Here is a 20,796-nt window from a genome sequence, read left to right as displayed (position 1 = left end):
GCGTGATCAACGAGCACAGCGGGGTGGTCAACCGCTTGCTGTGGATGCAGGACGCCTATCGCCTGACGGCTGAAGATTCAGTGCTGCAAAAGACGCCGTTCAGCTTCGACGTTTCGGTCTGGGAGTTCTTCTGGCCGCTGATGACCGGCGCGCGACTGGTCATGGCTCGTCCGGGCGGGCACAAGGATCCGTTGTACCTGAGCGAAGTGATCGAGCGCGAACGCATCACCACACTGCACTTTGTGCCGTCGATGCTCGACGTGTTCCTCGCCCATGGCGACACCGCGCGCTGCAACGGTCTGCGTCAGGTGATGTGCAGCGGTGAAGCGTTGCCGGGCAGTCTGGTGCGGCGCTTCAAACAGCAATTGCCGGGTAGCGGATTGCATAACCTCTACGGCCCGACCGAAGCAGCAGTGGACGTTACGGCCTGGGATTGCGCCGGACCAATCGAAACCACGCCGGACAACACGCCCATCGGCAAACCGATCGCCAACACCCGCCTGTACATCCTTGATGCCCAGCAACAACCGGTCCCGCAAGGCGTGGTCGGCGAGTTGTACATCGGTGGCGTTCAAGTGGCGCGCGGTTACCTGAATCGCCCAGAGCTGAGCGCCGAGCGTTTCCTCAACGATCCATTCAAGCCGAACGGCAGGATGTACCGCACCGGCGACCTCGCCCGTTATCTGGCCGATGGCAACATCGAATACCTGGGCCGTAACGACGATCAGGTGAAAATCCGAGGCCTGCGCATCGAACTCGGGGAAATCCAGTCACGCCTGACCGATATCAGCGGCGTGCAGGAAGCCGTGGTGCTGGCCCGCGAAGATGTGCCGGGGGACAAGCGTCTGGTCGCCTATTACACCGGCGCCCGGCTGGAAATCGACGTGTTGCGCGGTCACCTGCTGGAGCACCTGCCGGACTACATGGTGCCGGCGGTATTTGTGCATCTGGATGCTCTGCCGCTCAGTCCGAACGGCAAGCTCGACCGCAAAGCCCTGCCGGCACCGGATCAAGCCTCGCTCATCACCCGCGAATACGAAGCCCCGGTCGGCGAGGTGGAAATCCTCCTCGCCGGACTCTGGGCCGAACTGCTCAACGTGGAGCGAGTAGGGCGCCACGACAACTTCTTCGAGTTGGGCGGGCACTCGCTGATGGCTGTCAATCTGGTGGCGCGGATGCGCCATGTCGGTCTGGCCGCCGATGTGCGCGTGCTGTTCAGTCAACCGACGCTTGCTGCACTGGCTGCCGCGGTCGGCGATGAGACAGAGACCGAAGTCCCGGCCAACCGTATCGCGCCGGACTGCAAACACATCACTCCGGACATGCTGCCCCTGGTTGCGCTGGATCAGCCCGCCATCGACCGCATCGTCGCCAGCATTCCCGGCGGTGCGGCCAATGTGCAGGACATTTATCCGTTGGCACCGTTGCAGGCCGGCATTCTGTTCCATCACTTGTCGGCGCCACAGGGCGATCCGTATGTGTTGCAGGCGCAGTTCGCCTTTGCCGATGAGTCACGTCTGCGGGTGTTCGCCGAGGCCTTGCAGGCCGTGATCGAGCGCCATGACATTTTGCGTACGTCGCTGTTCTGGGACGGTCTGCAAGAGCCGGTGCAAGTGGTCTGGCGTCAGGCATCGCTGGTGTGTGAAACGGTCGAACTGGACGCCGCTGAAGTGGATGCGCTGAGCCAGTTGCGCAACCGCTTCGATGCCCGGCAATACCGCATGGCCGTCACGCAGGCGCCACTGATGCGCGTGGTGCACGGCTGGGATGCGGTCAATCGGCGCGTGGTGGCGCTGTTGCTGTTCCATCACCTGGTCATGGATCACATTGCGCTGGAAGTGTTGCGCCACGAGATGCAGGCGGTCCTGCTCGGCCAGGTGCGACAACTGGCCGAACCGGTGCCTTATCGCACCTATGTCGCTCGTACTCGCTCGGGGCTGAGCGAAGAGGAACATGAGACGTTCTTCCGTGACATGCTTGGCGACATTGACGAACCGACCCTGCCGTATGGCCAGAGCTCTGTCGCGGACAGCGGCAACGGGCATGTGCAACGGTTGCTGGACACCGCGTTGAGTCAGCGAGTCAGGGCCAGGGCCAGACGTCTGGGCGTCAGTGCCGCGAGCTTGATGCACCTGGCCTGGGCCAACGTGCTGGGGCAACTGTCGGGGCGTGAAAACGTGGTGTTCGGCACGGTGTTGCTCGGCCGGTTGCATGGCGGTGAAGGGGCCGAACGGGCGCTGGGGGTGTTCATCAATACCTTGCCGCTGCGCATCGATCTGGGCGGGCAATCGGTGAGGGAGGCCGTGCTGGCGACCCATCAGCGCTTGAACCGCTTGCTGCATCACGAACACGCGCCGCTGGCATTGGTGCAGCGTTGCAGCGCCATGGCGCCGGGGGCGTCACTGTTCAATGCGTTGTTCAATTACCGCCACAGTGGTGGCGGAGGCACGCCGTCCGCTGAGGTCGTGGCGGCATGGCAGGGCATGCAGTTGCTCGATGCCGAAGAGCGCAGCAACTACCGCCTGAGCCTGAGCGTCGATGACCTGGGCGAAGACTTCAGCCTGACCGCGTTGACCACGTCCGGGATCGATGCCGGGCGGATCTGCGACTACATGGATCTTGCGGTCGGCAGTTTGTTGCAGGCATTGGAGCGGACGCCGCAACTGGGCATCGATCAGTTGTCGATCCTGCCGCGGGATGAGCGGCGGCAATTGCTCGTCGATTTCAACGCCACTCAACGGGATTACCCGGCGACGTTGACGGTTCATCGTCTGTTCGAACAGCAGGTGACGAAGCATCCGCAAGCGGTGTCAGCGGTGCATGGTGCGCAATCGCTGAGCTACTTTGAGTTGAATGAGCGGGCCAATCGTCTGGCCCATCACTTGATCGGCCAAGGTGTTCAACCGGGCGATCCTGTGGCGATTCTTCTGCCGCGTTCGCTGGATCTGCTGATCGCGCAACTGGCCATCGGAAAATGTGCGGCGGCTTATGTGCCGCTGGACATCAACGCCCCGGCCGAGCGTCAGGCGTTCATGGTCGAGGACTGTGGGGCGAAAGCGCTGCTGACCTTCAGCACTGAGACGGTTGATTACGCCGTGCGCCGGATCGACCTCGATGCGCTGAAACTCGATGCGCAACCGCCGCACAATCCGGACCTGCCGCAGTCTTCGGAATCCGTGGCCTACATCATGTACACCTCCGGTTCCACCGGCACGCCGAAAGGGGTGATGGTGCCGCACCGGGCGATCGGTCGGCTGGTGATCAACAACGGCTATGCCGATTTCAATCCGCAGGATCGCGTGGCATTTGCCTCCAACCCGGCGTTCGATGCCAGCACGATGGACGTCTGGGGCCCGTTGCTCAACGGCGGGCGAGTGGTAGTGATCGATCACGCGACCTTGCTTGATCCTCACGCATTCGGACAGGAATTGGCGGCCTCGGGCGCCACGATCCTGTTCGTCACCACCGCGCTGTTCAACCAGTACGTTCAACTGATCCCCGAGGCACTGAAGGGCCTGCGCATTGTGCTCTGCGGCGGTGAACGCGCCGATCCGGCCGCCTTCCGCCGTTTGCTCGCCGAGGCGCCGGAGCTGCGCATCATCCACTGCTATGGCCCAACCGAAACCACCACCTACGCCACGACGTTTGAAGTGCGCGAAGTGTCGGAAACCGCCGAAAGCGTGCCGATTGGCGGGCCGATCTCCAACACCCAGGTCTATGTGCTCGACGCCCGTCAGCAACCGGTGCCGATGGGCGTGATCGGCGAGTTGTACATCGGCGGCCAGGGCGTAGCGCTGGGCTATCTGAATCGCCCGGAACTGACCGCCGAAAAATTCCTGCAAGACCCGTTCGGCGATCAACCGGGAGCGCTCCTGTACCGCACCGGCGACCTCGCACGCTGGCTGGCACCGGGTCAGCTGGAGTGCATCGGCCGTAACGACGATCAGGTGAAGATTCGCGGCTTCCGCATCGAACTGGGGGAAATCGAAAATCGCCTGCTGAACTGCGACGGTGTGAAGGAAGCCATCGTGCTGGCGCGGCAGGACGGCCAGGAACCATTGCGCCTCGTAGCCTATTTCACTGCCGAAGAGGGCGTCGACAGCGCCAGTTTGCGGGGGAAACTGCAAGCACGCCTGCCGGAATACATGGTGCCCTCGGCCTGGGTGCAACTCGACGCGTTGCCGCTGAACAACAACGGCAAGGTCGACCGCAAAGTCTTGCCGGTACCGGCGCAGGACGCACTGCTCAGCCGCGTCTATGAGGCTCCGGCCAATCCGCTGGAGGAAACCCTGGCGCAGCTGTGGGCCGAGGTGTTGCAGGTCGAACAGGTTGGTCGTCACGACAATTTCTTCGAACTGGGCGGGCACTCGCTGCTGGCGATTCGTCTGGTCAACCTGATGCAGCAGAGCGGGCTGGAAGTGACGCTGGCCGAGCTGTTCCAGCATGCCAGCATCGAGTCGCTCGGCACGGTGCTCAGCCAGCGCACAGGCGCAGAGCAACAGAACGATGGGCTGGTCGTGGTGCGTGCCGGTGGCACCGGCGCACCGTTGTTCCTGGTCCATGAGTTCAGCGGACTGGACGCCTACTTCCCGGCGCTGGGTTTGCACATCGACGGTGATTTCCCGGTCTACGGTCTGCCGGGTATTCCGTTCGGCAAGGCACCGCTGCGCACCATGGAATGCCTCGCCGCACGCATGGTGGACATCATCCGGTCGGTGCAGCCGCAAGGGCCTTATCGCCTGGCCGGCTGGTCGTTCGGCGGGGTATTGGCCTATGAAGTGGCGATGCAGTTGCTCGGCATGGATGAGGCGGTGTCCTTCGTTGGCCTGATCGATAGCTTCGTGCCGCGCCTGACCGATCAGGGCAAGGCGCGCTGGAGCGATGAGCACGCGCACAAGCGCCAGTTGCTGCAGCATTGCACGATGTACTGGGCCACGCGCGGCGAGGCGGGACAAGCCGCGCTGGCGCATCTGGCGGTGTTGCAGACCGAGCTGGAGCAGATCGACTTCCAGCCGCTGTTGAGCCGTTGCCGCGAAGAGCAATTGCTGCACCCGGACATGGCGGCCGCTACACCGGAGGATCTGTGGCATTACCTCGACCGTGAGGTCGCCCACGGGCATGCGCTGGCGCACTACCGGATCAATCCATTGGGCTTGCCGCTGCACCTGTTCCGGGCGCAGGAGCATCCGACGGAGTTGTCTCGTCGTCACCCGACTCTGGGCTGGTCGGACGAGATTGCATCCACGCTGTTGCACTGTATCGATGTGCCGGGCGATCACCAGAGCATGATGCAGGCGCCGCATGTGCACGTGCTCGGTCAGGCGCTCAGTCAGGCAGTGCAGGCTTCGACAGCCATGGAATCCCGAGCCTATCAGCCGCTGCTGACGATCCAGACCGGTCACGCCGGGCATGCGCCGATTTTCTGTGTGCCGGGGGCCGGCGACAGTGTCACCGGGTTCATCCATCTGACCGAGGCGCTGGGGCCGGAGTGGCCGATCTACGGGCTGCAACCCCGGGGCCTCGACGGCGCCACCGTGCCGCACAGCCGGGTCGAAAGCGCCGCCACGTTTTACCTGCGGGCGCTTGAGCAGTTGTACCCGCAAGGACCGGTGCACCTGATCGGGCATTCGTTCGGTGGTTGGGTGGCTTACGCCATGGCGGCGCAGTTGCAGGCGGCGGGGCGCGAGGTGGCGTCCCTGACCCTGATCGACAGTGAATCACCAGGCGGTAACAGTGTGGTGGGCAAGCCTTACACCACCACGGCAGCGCTGATGCGACTGATCGAATCGCTGCACTTGTCCAGCGGCAAGTCTCTGGGCATTGATGCGCTGGCCTTTGCCGAAGCCGACGAGAGCACGCAAATGCGCCTGCTGCATGACGGGATGGTGCATGCGGGTGTGCTGTCCGAACGCGCGTCATCCGATGCGATGCAGGGCCCGGTACGCACCTTCGCCACCGCGCTGCGCACGGTTTATCGACCGGCTCTGGCCTACACCGGGCCGGTGCGTCTGGCGCTGGTGGATGACCCGACGCTGGACGCATCGGGCAATCAGCGCGAGCAGGCGGCGATGCTCGAAGGCTGGCAGCGCGAGGCCAGGGATCTGGCGGTGTGGTACGGCCCCGGCAACCACTTCACGATTCTCAAGGCGCCCAACGTCTTCAGTCTTGCGGCGTGGTGGCATGACGGGTTGACGGTGGCGGCGGGTCAAGTGTTGTCCTGATTGAAGTTTTTATCCTGGAACCCGGCCGCTGGCCGGGCTCAACCCTGAACGGAATTGTGGTCATTTATGGAACAGTCGAAGTTGCGCAAAGTCGGTCTGGGAGTCGCGTTGACGCTGGTGGCCGGGTTGGTGTTCTACACGGTGCAGGCGCCGGCCGAAGCACCGCAATACCTGACCGCCACGGTCGAACGTGGCGACATTGAAAACGCGGTGCTCGCCACCGGTTTGCTGGAGGGCATCAAGCAGGTGGACGTCGGTGCCCAGGTCTCGGGGCAGTTGAAGTCGCTCAAGGTCAAGGTTGGCGACAAGGTCAAGAAGGGTCAGTGGCTGGCGGAAATCGACCCGCTGGTGCTGCAGAACACGCTGCGCCAGGCTCAGGTCGATGAAGAAAACCTGCAAGCCCAGCGACGGGCGACTCAGGCTCAGTTACGCCAGACCAAGGCGATTTACGAGCGCTATCAGAATCTGCAGGAGGACGCCTCGATCTCGCGGCAGGATTTCGAAACCGCGCAATCGAACTATGAAGTGCAGCAGGCCAACCTGATGTCGCTGGATGCACAGATCAAGAGTGCGCACATCCAGATCGACACGGCCAAGGTCAATCTGGCCTACACGCGGATCGTCGCGCCCATCGATGGCGACGTGGTGGGCATCGTCACCCAGGAAGGCCAGACCGTGATTGCCAGCCAACTGGCGCCGGTTCTGCTGAAACTGGCGGATCTGGACACCATGACCGTCAAGGCTCAGGTGTCGGAGGCCGACGTCATTCATATCGCACCGGGGCAAGAGGTGTATTTCACCATTCTGGGCGAGGACAAGCGTTATTACGGCAAGCTGCGCGGCACCGACCCTGCGCCGCAGAACTTCCTTGAAGCGCCGCCAGCCGGGACACCGAAGCAGAACACGGCGGTGTTCTACAACGCGCTGTTCGACGTGCCCAATCCTGATCACCGCTTGCGCATCTCCATGACGGCCCAGGTGCGGGTGGTGCTCGACACCGCCAAATCGGTGCTGACGATTCCGGTAGCGGCGCTGGGCCCGCGCAACAACGATGGCAGTTTCCCGGTGCGAGTGCTGGATGCCAAAGGCCAGGCGCAGTCGCGCAATGTCCAGACCGGGATCAACAACAACGTCAAGGTGCAGGTCAACGACGGCCTGGCCGAAGGCGACCGGGTGGTGATCGGTGATCCGGTGACGAAAGTGGCAGGGGCATGAGCATGAGCGAACCTCTGCTGCAACTGACCGGCATCAGCCGCAGTTTCACTGCCGGCGACCGTGAATTTCTGGCGCTGAAGAATATCGACCTGACGATCCATGCCGGGGAAATGGTCGCGATCATCGGCGCCTCGGGCTCCGGCAAATCGACCCTGATGAACATCCTCGGCTGCCTCGATTACGCCACCGCCGGCAGCTACAGGATCAACGGTCGGGAAACCCGTGATCTGGACAATCAGGCGCTGGCGGAACTGCGTCGCGACTATTTCGGCTTTATCTTTCAGCGCTACCACTTGCTGCCGCACTTGAGCGCGGTGCACAACGTCGAGATGCCGGCGATCTACGCCGGCACGCCGGAACCACAGCGTCATGCCCGGGCCCGTGAATTGTTGGCGCGCCTTGGGCTGGAAGGGCACCTGACGCACCGCCCGAGCCAGCTATCGGGCGGTCAGCAGCAGCGGGTCAGTATCGCCCGTGCGCTGATGAACGGCGGGGAAGTGATCCTCGCGGATGAGCCCACCGGCGCCCTCGATACCACCAGCGGCAAGGAGGTGATGCGCATCCTGCTGGAGCTGCACGCGGCCGGGCACACGGTGATTCTGGTGACTCACGACCCCAAGGTCGCGGCCAACGCCGAGCGCATCATCGAAGTCAGCGACGGCGAAATCCTCAGCGACCGCCGCAACGAGCGCGACACCGCGGCATTGAGCAATGAGGACGCGGTGCCCAAATCCACGGCAGCGCGGCGTCTGGTGGCCAGCCTCGGGTTGTTCAAGGAAGCCTTCAACATGGCCTGGGTCGCGCTGATTTCCCATCGGATGCGTACCTTGCTGACCATGCTCGGGATCGTCATCGGCATCACTTCGGTGGTGTCGATCTCGGCCATCGGCGAAGGGGCCAAGCGCTATGTGCTGAAGGACATCCAGGCCATCGGCAGCAACACCATCGATATCTACTCCGGCACCAGTTTCGGCGACAGCCGCTCGGCGGCCATCGAAACCCTGGTGCCGGCGGATGTGACGGCGCTCAACCAGCTGTACTACGTCGACAGCGCCACGCCGGTGGTCGGGCGCAATCTGTTGCTGCGCTATCGCAATATCGACCTCGATGCGCAGGTCAACGGCGTCAGCGATCTGTACTTCCAGGTGCGCGGAATCAAGATGGAGTCGGGCATCCCGTTCAGCGAAAGCGATGCCCGGCGCCAGGCTCAGGTGGTGGTGATCGATCACAACACCCGCCATCGGTTGTTCGGCGAGGGCGTCGATCCGTTGGGGCAGGTGATCCTGATCGGCAACCTGCCGTGCACCGTGATCGGTGTGGCGGCGGAGAACAAGAACATCTTCTCCTCGAGCAAGTCTTTGAATGTCTGGGTGCCTTATGAAACCGCGGCCGGGCGGCTATTGGGACAGCGTTATCTGGACAGCATCAGTGTGCGGATCAAGGACGGCCAGCCGAGCAAAGTGGTGGAAGACAACGTCAACAAACTGATGCTGCAGCGTCACGGCACCAAGGATTTCTTTACCAACAACCTCGACAGCGTGATGCAGACCGTGCAGAAAACCAGCCGCTCGCTGGCACTGTTGTTATCGCTGATTGCGGTGATTTCTCTGGTGGTCGGGGGCATCGGGGTGATGAACATCATGCTGGTGTCGGTCACCGAGCGTACTCGTGAAATCGGTATCCGCATGGCGGTGGGGGCGCGGCAGTCGGACATCCGTCAGCAGTTTCTGGTGGAGGCGGTGATGGTCTGTCTGCTCGGTGGGGCCATCGGTATTTCGCTGAGTTACGCCATCGGCCATTTGTTCTCGTTGTTCATCAAGGAGTGGGAAATGGTGTTCTCGCTGACCTCGGTGCTCACGGCGGTGATCTGCTCGACGCTGATCGGCATCGTGTTCGGCTTTGTGCCGGCACGCAATGCGTCGCGGCTCGACCCGATCGAGGCGTTGGCGCGGGACTGACCGGCGGGCATGAAAAAACCGCCGTTCCTGGCAGGATGGCGGTTTCCTTACAGGCGTGCGAACGATCAGGCCGCGTTGGACGGGTCGCAGGCGGCCGGGCAGTCTTCAGGTGAATACATCCAGCGCATCAGCGAATGGCGACCGCTGATCCCCAGTTTGATGGCGGCACGCTTGAGGTAGCTCTCGACGGTGTTGACCTTCAGTTGCAGTCGCTCGGCCAGTTCAGGCGCGGTGCGGCCGGCAAGCAGGCCGACGCACACTTCCATCTCACGGTTCGACAGGCTCAGGCCCAGTTGCTGCACGCGCTCGCAAAAGCGCAATCGCAGGGTTTCCAAGCCTTGCAGCGAGGCTTCGGTCGCCGCGGCTTGCGCCTCGGGATCCGCATTCGCCGGTTGCAGCGCGTGGATGTGCTTTTCCACCATCGGCAGCAACACCGGGGAGATGTCCTGCAACAGGCTGCGCTCCCGGGCGGAAAATCGCTTCGACGGCCCGCAGCGGTACACGGAAATCACATAACTGTAACCGTCCTTGCGCCGGGTCAGGTGCAGCTGCGACGCATCGGTGACCGTGGAGGGTTCGGGGGCGGGCACGTCACTGTTGCCGGGATCGGTGCTCAGTTCGGAATACACCGTCTCGGCCGTCAGCGTCGCCTCTTTGGGGCATTCAGGCTCGCTGCGCGGTTGCGCACGTCCGACCGGCTCCACGCGCATCTGCCGGATATGTGTGGCATCCACGGCCAGTTGGGTGAGAATCAGGTCATGCAGCATCCGCGGAAAATGCCGGCTGCCGGTACTGGCAATGACCTTGCCGATGTGAGGGAACAGATGTGAGTTCATGTGTTTCATCCATGAGTAGCAATGGGGGAATTGCGCTTTCCCGATTCTCCGGCTGATGTCCTTGGCCGGCGACAACAAAACGGGAAATTGGATCCTATCCTAGTACAACGTTTGAGCGACGGTTTAATGAAGGGGCTATTAGCTCATAACCAGCCTGAGTGGCGTGGCGCGAAGGGTGCTGCCTGTATCGCGGTAATTAGTTCGTAGGTCTTCGAAGTGATCAATGAAATGTCCTACAGAGACTTTAAGAGGAATCCTACTTATGACAGCTATTTATAGGCGTAAAAAAGCCCGTTTCAGCCGAAACTGAAACGGGCTTCTTCCCGTATCAACGACCGGTTACTTCAGGTCGTTGAAATGGTCTCGCAGGAATTCGTAAAAGCGGAACGCTTGAAACGATCTCCATACGAGGCTCAGCGTACGCAGCAACAGCTTCATACGTTTTGGCCTCCAGGTCGGGGGCCAAACCTCCAGCGCACTTACCGGATCATGTTTGCCTTCGGACAAGCACGTCAGTGTTATCCATGAGGCGGCCGGTTGTGATCCCTCCGAGCCATCATTCCGGCACGGGTGCAAAACCGTGTCGAAGGGCATGAAACCGTTATGGTTCCAGCCAAGCCTCACAGATACACTGTCGAGTGAGCTCGGGCATATTAACCGGTCTCATGGCGTGATTTTGAGGTTCCTGGAAAAAGACTCTGTGTGTTTTGTAATTCGTTATTTCTGCCAGCATGATCTGGTGTGTTAAAGGGCCTGCAGGTCTGCCTTTGTATGAGCAGATCATCGTTAAATACACGCAAAATAACGTTGCAACGAAAACCAAAGATTAATAGTATTCCCGCACGTCAGTGTTGTCCGTGAGCCATCAAGCCCCAGCCGCAAACTGAGGTTTGTCGAAAAAACCGCCCCGCAAAGGCGGTTTTTTTTCGCCCATCGTTTGGCCCTCGACAGCGATCCTACGCCTCGGTAACCGAAGGCAACGCGGCATCCACCAACTCGATCCAGTGCCGGACCGGCGTGCGCCCCGCACCGTCGAGGTGTGTCTGACAGCCGATATTGGCGGTGACGATGACGTCCGGATGGCCGCTTTCCAGGGCATTGAGTTTTTGTTCGCGCAACTGCCGGGCCAGTGTTGGCTGGGTCAGCGAGTAGGTGCCCGCCGAGCCACAGCACAGATGTGCGTCCGGCACAGACGTGAGGCTAAAGCCCAGTCGAGTCAGCACCGACTCCACCGCGCCGCCAAGTTTCTGCGCGTGCTGCAGGGTGCAGGGGCAGTGAAAGGCCAGGCGCTGAACAGCGTGGATGCCGAGGGATTCAAGCGGTTCGTCTCTTAGCACTTCCACCAGATCCCGGGCGAGCGTGGTGACACGTCTTGCCTTCTCGGCGTAGACCGGATCAGCGCCGAGCAAATGCCCGTAATCCTTGATGAACGCACCGCAACCGCTGGCGGTCTGCACGATCGCTTCGGCACCCTGTTCGATGGCCGGCCACCACGCATCAATATTGTGACGGGCGCGGTCAAGGCCGGAGGCCTGGGCGTCGAGGTGATAATCCACCGCGCCACAACAACCAGCCTCGCGGGCCGGGATCACGCTGATGCCCAGACGATCCAGCACCCGTGCCGCTGCTGCATTGGTGTTGGGTGACAAACCCGGCTGCACGCAACCCTCCAGCATCAGCACGTGCCGTGCATGGCGGATGACGGGACGTGATGCGGGCATCACCGCGTCGCGTGGCAGTTTGTCTTGCAGGGCATCGGGCAGTAGCGCCTGGAACATCTGACCGCCAATGACCAACCCTTTGAACAATCGTGGATTGGGCACGATGATTCGCAACCCTTCACGCAATAGTCGTTGCCCGAGCGGGCGCGGGACGGCGGCGTCGACCACTGCCCGACCGATGTCGAGCAGGTTGTGATAATCCACGCCGGAAGGGCAGGTGGTTTCACAGTTACGGCACGACAGGCAGCGATCCAGGTGTTGCTGGGTTTTCGCCGTGACTTTGTTGCCTTCAAGCACCTGTTTGATCAAATAGATGCGTCCCCGCGGGCCGTCCAGTTCATCGCCGAGCAATTGATAAGTCGGGCAGGTCGCGTTGCAGAATCCGCAATGAACGCACGTGCGCAGGATGCTTTCGGCCTCTTCGGCGCGGGGCAGTTGTCGGGCTTGCGGGCTAAGGGTGGTCTGCATGGCTCAAAGCTCCGCGTACAGTCGCCCGGGGTTGAAAATGCCCCGGGGGTCGAGTTGTCGTTTGAGTTGGCGGTGATAGTGCAGCAGGGCGGGCGCCAGAGGATGGAATGGTTCATTGATCAGACCGTGGCTGTAGCAGGTCGCATGCCCGCCGACTTCGCCGACCACTTTGCGAATGACCGTCGCTTCGGCTGTCGATTTGAGCCAGCGTTGCGCGCCGCCCCAGTCAAGCCACTGCTCGCCGGGCAGGTTCAGCAGCGGTGTGTTGAGTGGCACGGACAGGCGCCAGAGCGGTTGGTCTTCATCGAAGAAGCCCAGGCGTTGTTCGTTGAGGTCGGCCCAGAACGAACTGTCGATCAACTCGCCGCCAAGGCGATCATGGGCGGCCGCCACTGAACCTTCGCCACCCTCCAGACGCAAGCGCAATTGCTGGCCATCGTGACACGCGGCGCTGATCGGCAACGGTTGCTGGCCCCATTCGGCCAAGCGCTGCAGGGCTTGTTCGCTGGTCATTTCGAGGCTGAGGCTCAGGCACGCGCGCGGTTTGGGCAGCACCTTGAGCGAGACTTCGGTGATGACTCCCAGCGAGCCGTAACTGCCGGTCATCAGGCGCGACAAGTCGTAGCCGGCGACGTTCTTCATGACCTCGCCGCCGAAGCGCAGATGCTTGCCATGACCCGTGATGATCCGCGTGCCCAACACGAAATCGCGCACCGATCCTGACCACGGCCGCCGCGGCCCGGACAGGCCCGTGGCGATCATGCCGCCGACCGTGGCGTCGTCAGCGAAGGCGGGTGGTTCGCACGCCAGCATCTGTTGCGAGGCGTCCAGTACGGCCAGCAATTCTGCCCGCGGGGTACCGCAGCGTGCGGTGATCACCAGTTCGGTCGGGTCGTAGCTGACGATGCCGCGATGGGCGCGGGTGTCGAGAATCTCGCCACCGACGATGCGTCCGAGAAACGCCTTGCTGTTGGCGCCCTGGATGCACAGTGGCGTAGCGTTTTCCAGTGCTCGGTTGACCTGTTCGAGCAGCGCGGCGCTGTCATCGAAATCCTTGGTATCGCCCATCAGAACCGCTCCAGTTCGGGGAAGGGCAATTGCCCATGGTGTACGTGCAGGGCACCGAATTCGGCGCAGCGATGCAGGGTCGGAATGTTTTTGCCGGGATTGAGCAGGCCTCCGGGGTCGAAGGCTGCTTTCACGGCGTGGAACAGGTTCAGCTCATCACGGTTGAACTGCGCGCACATCTGGTTGATTTTTTCCCGGCCCACGCCGTGTTCGCCGGTGATGCTGCCGCCGACCTTCACGCACAGTTCGAGGATCTTGCCACCCAGCGCTTCGGCACGTTCGAGTTCGCCGGGCTGATTGGCGTCGAACAGAATCAGTGGATGCATGTTGCCATCGCCGGCATGGAAGACGTTGGCAACCCGCAAGCCATATTCAGCTGAAAGCTGAGCAATCGCATGCAGTACGCCGGGTAGCTCGCGGCGCGGGATGGTGCCGTCCATGCAGTAATAGTCCGGCGACAATCGTCCTACGGCGGGGAAGGCATTCTTGCGTCCGGCCCAGAATCGCGCGCGCTCGGCCTCGTCCCGGGCCTGGCGCAGCTCGGTGGCGCCGGCGTGCTCGAGCACTTGCCGGACCCGCGTGCAATCATCGTGGACATCGGCTTCAACGCCATCGAGCTCGCAGAGCAGAATCGCCTCGGCGTCCACCGGATAACCGGCGTGGATGAAGTCTTCGGCCGCGCGAATCGCCAGGTTATCCATCATTTCCAGGCCGCCGGGGATGATGCCGGCCGCGATGATGTCGGCCACTGCGCGGCCGGCCTTTTCCACGGAGTCGAATGCCGCCAGCAGCACTTTGGCCGTCTGCGGTTTGGGCAAGAGCTTGACCGTGACTTCGGTAATCACCCCGAGCAGGCCTTCGGAACCGGTGAACAGTGCCAGCAGGTCGAAACCGGGGGAGTCCAGCGCCTCCAACCCCAGCGTTAGGCGTTCGCCATCGACACTGAGGATCTCGACCTTGAGCAGGTTGTGCACGGTCAGTCCGTATTTGAGGCAGTGCACGCCACCGGCGTTTTCCGCCACATTGCCGCCGATGGAGCAGGCGATTTGCGAGGAAGGATCAGGCGCGTAATACAACCCGAACGGCGCCGCGGCCTGGGAGATCGCCAGATTGCGCACACCGGGTTGAACCCGCGCGGTGCGGGCTTCGGGGTCGATCTGCAGGATATTGTTGAAGCGCGCCATCACCAGCAACACGCCTTTTTCCAACGGCAGGGCGCCGCCGGACAAACCGGTCCCGGCGCCTCGGGCCACCACCGGCACACGTCGTTCGTGGCAGATCCGCAACACGCCCTGAACTTCATCGATATGTCGTGGCAGTACCACCAGCAGCGGCGTGGTGCGATAGGCGGACAGCCCATCGCATTCATACGGCTTCAATTCTTCGCGCTGATGCAGCACTTCCAGGACTGGCCATTGGTGCAGCAGGGCCTGCAGAAGTGCAGTCTTGTCGACGTCGGGCAAAACGCCGTCGACCTGTTCGTCGTAGAGAATGTTCATGATCGCTGGACGACCCTCCGTTGTCGTTATTCGAGGTCGGTGCCGGTTTCCATCATTGGGCTGCTGACACCGAGAAGTAAAGCGTAGCGGCCGGAGGTCCGTTGGCTCCCGCGCTCCTGTAATATGCGGCCACCTCACCCCAACGAGCATGGAAAATGGATTCTCACTCGATTCTGGCCTTTACCCTGGTTGCCGCGATTGCGATCGCCAGCCCAGGGCCCGCGACCCTGATGGCGATCAACAACAGCCTGGCCCATGGTCAACGCAGTGCGATCTGGTCATCCCTCGGCAATGCCAGTGGCCTGTTCTGCCTCTCGGCTGCAGCGATGCTGGGACTTGGGGCCTTGCTGGCCAGCTCCGAAATGCTGTTCAACGCGGTGAAAATCATCGGTGCCGGTTATCTGTTCTACCTCGGGATCCGGCAGTTGTTCAAAAAGGGTTCGATGCTCCCGGAGCACGTTGAAGATGAGTCGAAAAAGGTCCGGCCTACTCGCAGCAAACTGTACAAGTCAGCGTTCCTGACGGCCGTGACCAATCCCAAGGCGACAATGTTCTTCACCGCACTGTTTCCTCAGTTCATCGATCAGGGCGCGACATTGCTGCCGCAGTTTCTGATCCTCACCTCGATTTTCATGGCGTTGTCGGTGACGTCGCTGACGCTTTATGCAGCGCTCGCCTCGCGGGCCAAGGGCGTGCTGACCCGGCCTGCGCTGTCCCGCTGGGTCAGTCGGGTTGTGGGAACTACGTTTATCGGTTTCGGGGCTGCGATTCTGACGATGCGTCGGCAGGCCGCGTAAGTAAAAGCTGTCCGACTGAAATCAGTCATCCATTTCAAGGAAGCATTGCGTGGCACTCAGGGTTTTAGTGGTCGGCGGTTATGGAAATTTCGGCAGCATTGTCAGTCGGCATTTGATTGAGATGCCTGACATCGAGCTGGTGATCTCAGGCCGCGATCCGCAGAAACTGGCGCACAAAGTCGACGAGCTGAAAGCCCGGTCGGGCGTTGTCTGCGAGAGTTGGTGCTGCAACGCGATGGGGGACGGGTTTGACGCAGCTCTGAAATCGATGAACATTCAACTGGTCATCCACACCGGCGGCCCGTTTCAAGGGCAATCCTATGCGGTTGCCGAGCGCTGCATCGGCGCGGGTGTGCATTATTGCGATTTGTCCGACTGCCGAACATTCGTCAACGACATCGGAATCCTCGATGCCCGCGCGAAACAGGCCGGGGTGGCGATTCTCAGCGGTTGCAGTTCGGTGCCAACACTTTCATCGGCCCTTATCGATGAACAGCGGCATCGCTTCTCCCGCATCGATTCGATCGAACATGGTATTTCCTCGTCGGCGAAAATGCCGGGCCTGTCGACGGTTGAAGGTGTTCTGGCCTACGCCGGCAAGCCGATCAGGCAACTCAGGAATGGCCAGGTTCATGAGGTGGCAGGCTGGCTGGACCTGACGTTGCGCAAGATGCCTCACCTGGGCGTTCGGGTGCTGGCGAATGTCGACGTGCCGGACATGGATATCTTCGCTAAACGCTATGGCGCAGGAACCTTGAGTTTCAAGGCGGGTGCGGGCCTGAAGCTGGGTGGTGTGGCCAACGGTCTGTTCGCGCTGGCCCGCAGGTTTGGTGCGTTTCGTGATCATCTTCCCTGGGCCGCGCGGCTTCATCGTTGGGGGACCTGGTTCGAGCGATTCGGTGATGGCAAAAGCGCAATGTATATCGACGTGACAGGACTCGGTATCGACGGAAAACCGCTGGCCATGACGGTGCAGCTCACCGCCCGGAATGACAAGGGACCGGAAATCCCCAGCTGCGCAGCCGTTGCCCTGGCCGCGAAAATCGCGCAGGGATACCAGCCCGAGGCTGGCGCACGTCCTTGTGTAGGAGAGGTCAGCGTTGACGAGTACATGGCGGCCATCAACGATCCGCAGAATCTGAGCCTGTCGATGCATTTCTCTGACGGGCAGAACTGACCGTGCTCTACCTATGCCTCAAATACATTCACATCATCGCCGCGGTTTTCCTGTTCGGATTCGGCATGGGGTCGTACCTCTACCTGATCGCCGCGAGCCGTACAGCCAACCCTCTGGTGATCGCGCACGTGGCGAGAATGGTCGTACGGTTCGACGCCTGGATCACCACACCGGCGGGCTTTATTCAGGTCGCTACGGGATACGGGTTGACCAGGCTTGCCGGAATGCCTTTGACCACGGAGTGGGTACTGACGTCCTTGATCATTTTCCTGTGCGTCGGCTCGCTCTGGTTGCCGGTTTTAGTGCTTCAGAAGCGTTTGTACGTGATGGCTTCAAGCGCAGTCGAGACTGGGGCAGGGCTCGCTGATGACTACCGCTGCGTGTATCGAAAGTGGTTCTGGATGGGTGTTGCCGGTTTTCTGGGGATGTTCGTGATCGTGCTGCTGATGGTGACGAAGATGACGCCGGGGCAGTGGGCCGACCTGTTGGTGTAGCGAACGCAACGCCCGATACACCCGCACCGGACGTCGCGTCGTATCAGGTGAAGCTTAATCCAGATCGCTCGCCTGATGCCGCTCCGCAACCTGGCTCGCTTCATCGCCCCACGTCCGGTTGACGCGCTGGCCACGAATCACCGCAGGCCGTTCGGCAATCTCTTGCGCCCAGCGTTGCACGTGGGTGTATTCGTGAGCAGAAAGGAACTCGGCGGCGGAGTACACGTTGTTGCGCACCAATTGCCCGTACCAAGGCCAGACCGCGATGTCGGCGATGGTGTAGTCGTTGCCGGCGAGGAAAGGGCTTTCACTCAGACGTCGATCAAGCACGTCCAACTGCCGCTTGGTTTCCATGGTGAACCGGTTGATCGGGTATTCGAGCTTGTCCGGCGCATACGCATAGAAATGCCCGAAGCCACCGCCCAGATACGGCGCCGAGCCCATCTGCCAGAACAACCAGTTCAGGGTTTCGGTGCGTCCCGCCAGGTCGGTGGGCAGGAAAGCGCCAAATTTTTCCGCCAGATAGAGCAGGATCGAGCCGGATTCGAAGACGCGAATGGCCGGTTCTACGCTGCGATCCAGCAACGCCGGAATTTTCGAATTGGGGTTGATCTCGACAAAGCCGCTGGAGAACTGATCGCCCTCATTGATGCGGATCAGCCAGGCGTCGTACTCGGCGCCGGTGTGTCCGAGCGCCAGCAGCTCCTCGAGCAGGATGGTCACTTTCACGCCGTTGGGCGTGGCCAGTGAATACAACTGCAACGGATGTTTGCCGACTGGCAGCGTCTTGTCGTGCGTCGGCCCGGCAATCGGGCGATTGATGCTGGCGAACTGGCCGCCGGACGGAGCGATGTGTTTCCAGACCTTGGGTGGAGCGTAGGGCGCCTTACTCATGAAACGGACCTCATCGGTTGTATGCTGGATGACGTGAGCCGGACCGGGAGTGTGTCTGGCTCTTGTCGAACAGGACACCATACAAGGGCGTTTGAATGCCACTGGTTGTTCGCTGAAATGGTTTGGGTAAAAAACAAGCCCGGCAGGTGCCGGGTTTCTGGCCGCTTCTTCTATATAGAAGAATGTTGTTTGTCGGTAGCAGAGCTATGGCGCGAATCTGTGCGCAATTGCGCCGGACTCACGCCGAGGCGCTGTTTGAAGGCTGTGGTCATATGCGCCTGCGAGTTGAAACCGCAAGCGAGGGCTATCTGCGAGAGGCTGGCCGTTGTATCGCGCATTGACGCTCGGGCTTTGGCCAGGCGTCTGTCGATCAGGTAACTGTGAGGGCTTTTGCCGGTCGCCTGCTTGAAGGCGCGCATGAAATAACCTTCGGACAACTCCAGCAATTGCGCCATCGCCGGGACGGCGAGCGGGCTGCCGAGACCGGCGTCAATGAATTCATCCAGCAGGCGCATTCGGCTGCCGGTGATCGAGCCTTGATGCATTGCCGCCTCATGGCCCTCAACCCGTTCAGCCAGGTTGAGCGCCCAGCTTTCCCAGTCATCATCCAGAGAGGCTTGCAACAGCGCATTGCGCATTCGCGACGCGAGGTGAATGGCCTGCGGGTCGATGCGATTGTTGAACGCACTGTCTCCCGCCAGTGCCGTGCCGTCCGTGCGTATCACTCGCAGGTACTCGCCGCCCGTGGGTGACTCGGACAACACGTCACATCCAGCCGGAACAAACGCCAGGCCATTGGGCATCGCATCGAAGGGGCGTATCCGGTCAGTACCAATGGCGTGCACGCCGCGCTGGCTGTCGAAGGCAAAGCCGATCGCTGATTGGGTCGCCACGTACCGCACCGAGTAGGCTGCGCCCGGCAGCAGCTCGATCGCCCACGGGCCGGCTTCGACACGACGTATCGGTTCATCAACGGTTATGGGATGGCGACGGTTTCGAGGGCTCATGAACGCAATAGTAGTGAAGGGGGCGGGTAAAAGTCAGGTCGGTTTTTTGAAAGCCGACGTGATGCGTCCGTGCCTAGACTGGGCCAACGTCCAAGGAGCCACTTATATGCACGTATTCACTCGCGACGACATCGAAAACGCCGCCCGCCAGGTTTATCAGGTGATGTCGGCCACCGCCCAATACCGTTGGCCATTGCTCGCCGAGCGGTTGGGCTGCACCGTTTGGGTCAAGCATGAAAACCACACGCCGACCGGCGCCTTCAAAGTGCGTGGCGGTATTACCTTTATGCACTGGCTGCGTCGTGAGCATCCGACTGTCAAAGGCATCGTTTCTGCGACACGTGGCAATCACGGTCAGAGTCTGGCGCTGGCGGCGCGGGCCGTGGGACTGAAAGCGTTGATCGTGGTGCCGCAGGGCAACTCGCTGGAGAAGAACAACGCCATGCGTGGCTTTGGTGGTGAAGTGGTCGAATACGGGCGCGATTTTGACGAGGCTCGTGAAGAGGCGGCGCGCCTGGCACAGAAGCACGACCTTTTTCTGGTGCCACCGTTTCACGTTGAACTGGTCAAGGGCGTAGCGACCTATGCGCTGGAGCTGTTCGGTGCGGCGCCGGATCTGGATACGGTTTACGTGCCCATTGGTTGCGGATCGGGGATCTGTGGTGTGATCGCTGCCCGCGACGCCCTAGGACTGAATACCGAAGTGGTGGGGGTGGTGTCGACAGAGGCCGCGGCCGCCAAGCTGTCGTTTGAAGCGAACGCGATTTGCGAAACCGCTTCGGCGAATACGTTCGCGGATGGTTTGGCTGTTCGCAAGCCGATTGCGCAGGCGTTCGATATCTATAAAGAAGGGGCGGCGAGGATTCTCTCGGTCAGCGAAGTTGAGATTGCCGAAGCCATGCGCGTGTATTACACCGACACCCACAATCTTGCGGAGGGCGCGGGTGCCGCAGCGTTGGCGGCGTTGATGCAGGATCGGGGGAGGATGGAGGGGAAAAAGGTCGGGGTGGTTCTGTCCGGAGGGAATATTGACCGATCGGTGTATGCAAAGGTGATTGGTTGATTGCTGATGTGCTGGTTGGCGGGCTTGGCATTCACTGACAGCAATTCGTTCGCGTCTAACATAGAAGCGGCCTTTTTCATTTCTTGATAGAAAAAGCAAATTAAGGGTTGACGGCAGATTCTGAGTCTCTATAATTCGCCCCACTTCCGGCGCAGTCGAAACGGAAAACTCCTTGATATTCAATGAGTTAAGTAGGTTTCGAAGCGGGTCGCTTCAGTTCATCGAAGCCTGGAAGGAGTTGGAAGTTCCGGTTTTTTGGGTGCTTTCAACGGTTCGATCTTCTCGGTCGAAAGCGGAGAAAAGAGGTGTTGACAGCAGCGTGTAACGCTGTAGAATTCGCCTCCCGCTAACGAGAGATCGGAAGCGCAAGTGGTTGAA

At 61.2% G+C, this 20,796-nt stretch carries 13 protein-coding genes; 7 read left to right on the top strand and 6 right to left on the bottom strand.

Annotation, left to right across the window (positions count from 1 at the left end):
- The 3 genes from JKA62_RS28790 to JKA62_RS28780 form a co-directional block, all read left to right on the top strand.
- A partial coding sequence (locus JKA62_RS28790; RefSeq protein WP_201820535.1) for a non-ribosomal peptide synthetase occupies positions 1-6,221 on the top strand: 6,221 nt, incomplete at its 5' end.
- Positions 6,222-6,287: 66 nt separating this feature from the next.
- Entirely contained in the window at positions 6,288-7,436 is a 1,149-nt protein-coding gene (macA, locus tag JKA62_RS28785) for a macrolide transporter subunit MacA (protein ID WP_011333642.1), read from the top strand.
- 2 nt (positions 7,437-7,438) lie between these two features.
- On the top strand, positions 7,439-9,394 hold the full coding sequence (locus JKA62_RS28780) for a MacB family efflux pump subunit (protein WP_011333643.1): 1,956 nt from the start codon (positions 7,439-7,441) through the stop codon (positions 9,392-9,394).
- Positions 9,395-9,459: 65 nt separating this feature from the next.
- On the opposite strand, the gene JKA62_RS28775 is transcribed toward JKA62_RS28780, so the two are convergent.
- The 4 genes from JKA62_RS28775 to glcD all read right to left on the bottom strand — a co-directional run bounded on the left by JKA62_RS28775 (position 9,460) and on the right by glcD (position 14,986).
- Entirely contained in the window at positions 9,460-10,230 is a 771-nt protein-coding gene (locus tag JKA62_RS28775) for a helix-turn-helix transcriptional regulator (RefSeq protein WP_201820533.1), read from the bottom strand.
- A gap of 956 nt (positions 10,231-11,186) precedes the next feature.
- Entirely contained in the window at positions 11,187-12,419 is a 1,233-nt protein-coding gene (gene glcF, locus JKA62_RS28770; RefSeq protein WP_201820530.1) for a glycolate oxidase subunit GlcF, read from the bottom strand.
- A gap of 3 nt (positions 12,420-12,422) precedes the next feature.
- Positions 12,423-13,487: a glycolate oxidase subunit GlcE gene (gene glcE, locus JKA62_RS28765; protein ID WP_201820527.1), complete on the bottom strand. Its 1,065-nt coding sequence runs from the start codon at positions 13,485-13,487 to the stop codon at positions 12,423-12,425.
- On the bottom strand, positions 13,487-14,986 hold the full coding sequence (gene glcD / locus JKA62_RS28760) for a glycolate oxidase subunit GlcD (protein WP_201820524.1): 1,500 nt from the start codon (positions 14,984-14,986) through the stop codon (positions 13,487-13,489). Before glcD ends, glcE begins: the two co-directional genes overlap by 1 nt.
- Positions 14,987-15,141: 155 nt before the next feature.
- Here glcD and JKA62_RS28755 point away from each other — a divergent pair, with 155 nt between their 5' ends.
- From JKA62_RS28755 to JKA62_RS28745, 3 genes are read left to right on the top strand one after another with little or no spacing between them, the layout of a single operon-like run.
- A complete protein-coding gene (locus JKA62_RS28755) occupies positions 15,142-15,783 on the top strand; it encodes a LysE family translocator (protein ID WP_108561297.1) in 642 nt (213 codons plus the stop codon).
- A 49-nt stretch (positions 15,784-15,832) separates the two neighbouring features.
- Positions 15,833-16,960 (top strand): saccharopine dehydrogenase family protein, encoded by a 1,128-nt coding sequence (locus JKA62_RS28750; protein ID WP_108561300.1) that lies wholly within the window; start codon positions 15,833-15,835, stop codon positions 16,958-16,960.
- A 2-nt stretch (positions 16,961-16,962) separates the two neighbouring features.
- On the top strand, positions 16,963-17,454 hold the full coding sequence (locus JKA62_RS28745; RefSeq protein ID WP_201820521.1) for a DUF2269 family protein: 492 nt from the start codon (positions 16,963-16,965) through the stop codon (positions 17,452-17,454).
- A 54-nt stretch (positions 17,455-17,508) separates the two neighbouring features.
- Here the strand turns inward: JKA62_RS28745 and yghU are convergent, their stop codons facing one another.
- Positions 17,509-18,348 carry a glutathione-dependent disulfide-bond oxidoreductase gene (yghU, locus tag JKA62_RS28740; RefSeq protein WP_011333651.1) on the bottom strand — a complete coding sequence of 280 codons (840 nt, stop codon included), beginning with the start codon at positions 18,346-18,348 and terminating at the stop codon, positions 17,509-17,511.
- 170 nt (positions 18,349-18,518) lie between these two features.
- Complete coding sequence (locus JKA62_RS28735; protein WP_011333652.1) at positions 18,519-19,355, bottom strand: helix-turn-helix transcriptional regulator; 837 nt, start codon at positions 19,353-19,355, stop codon at positions 18,519-18,521.
- 106 nt (positions 19,356-19,461) lie between these two features.
- On the opposite strand from JKA62_RS28735, the gene JKA62_RS28730 reads away from it, so the two are divergent.
- The gene (locus tag JKA62_RS28730; RefSeq protein WP_011333653.1) at positions 19,462-20,418 is read left to right on the top strand and encodes a threonine dehydratase; all 957 of its coding nucleotides are present in this window, start codon (positions 19,462-19,464) and stop codon (positions 20,416-20,418) included.
- Positions 20,419-20,796 lie beyond the last annotated feature (378 nt).

Origin of the sequence: Pseudomonas sp. B7, assembly GCF_016735645.1 — a bacterium.
GTDB lineage: Bacteria > Pseudomonadota > Gammaproteobacteria > Pseudomonadales > Pseudomonadaceae > Aquipseudomonas > Aquipseudomonas glycinae.
Note: the sequence above shows the minus strand (reverse complement) of the source record. Positions and strands in the feature narration are given on the sequence as shown.

Coding starts and splice junctions, on each gene's coding strand:
- macA (WP_011333642.1), top strand. CDS start 6,288: ATGGAACAGTCGAAGTTGCGCAAAGTCGGTCTGGGAGTCGCGTTGACG.
- JKA62_RS28780 (WP_011333643.1), top strand. CDS start 7,439: ATGAGCGAACCTCTGCTGCAACTGACCGGCATCAGCCGCAGTTTCACT.
- JKA62_RS28775 (WP_201820533.1), bottom strand. CDS start 10,230: ATGAACTCACATCTGTTCCCTCACATCGGCAAGGTCATTGCCAGTACC.
- glcF (WP_201820530.1), bottom strand. CDS start 12,419: ATGCAGACCACCCTTAGCCCGCAAGCCCGACAACTGCCCCGCGCCGAA.
- glcE (WP_201820527.1), bottom strand. CDS start 13,487: ATGGGCGATACCAAGGATTTCGATGACAGCGCCGCGCTGCTCGAACAG.
- glcD (WP_201820524.1), bottom strand. CDS start 14,986: ATGAACATTCTCTACGACGAACAGGTCGACGGCGTTTTGCCCGACGTC.
- JKA62_RS28755 (WP_108561297.1), top strand. CDS start 15,142: ATGGATTCTCACTCGATTCTGGCCTTTACCCTGGTTGCCGCGATTGCG.
- yghU (WP_011333651.1), bottom strand. CDS start 18,348: ATGAGTAAGGCGCCCTACGCTCCACCCAAGGTCTGGAAACACATCGCT.
- JKA62_RS28735 (WP_011333652.1), bottom strand. CDS start 19,355: ATGAGCCCTCGAAACCGTCGCCATCCCATAACCGTTGATGAACCGATA.
- JKA62_RS28730 (WP_011333653.1), top strand. CDS start 19,462: ATGCACGTATTCACTCGCGACGACATCGAAAACGCCGCCCGCCAGGTT.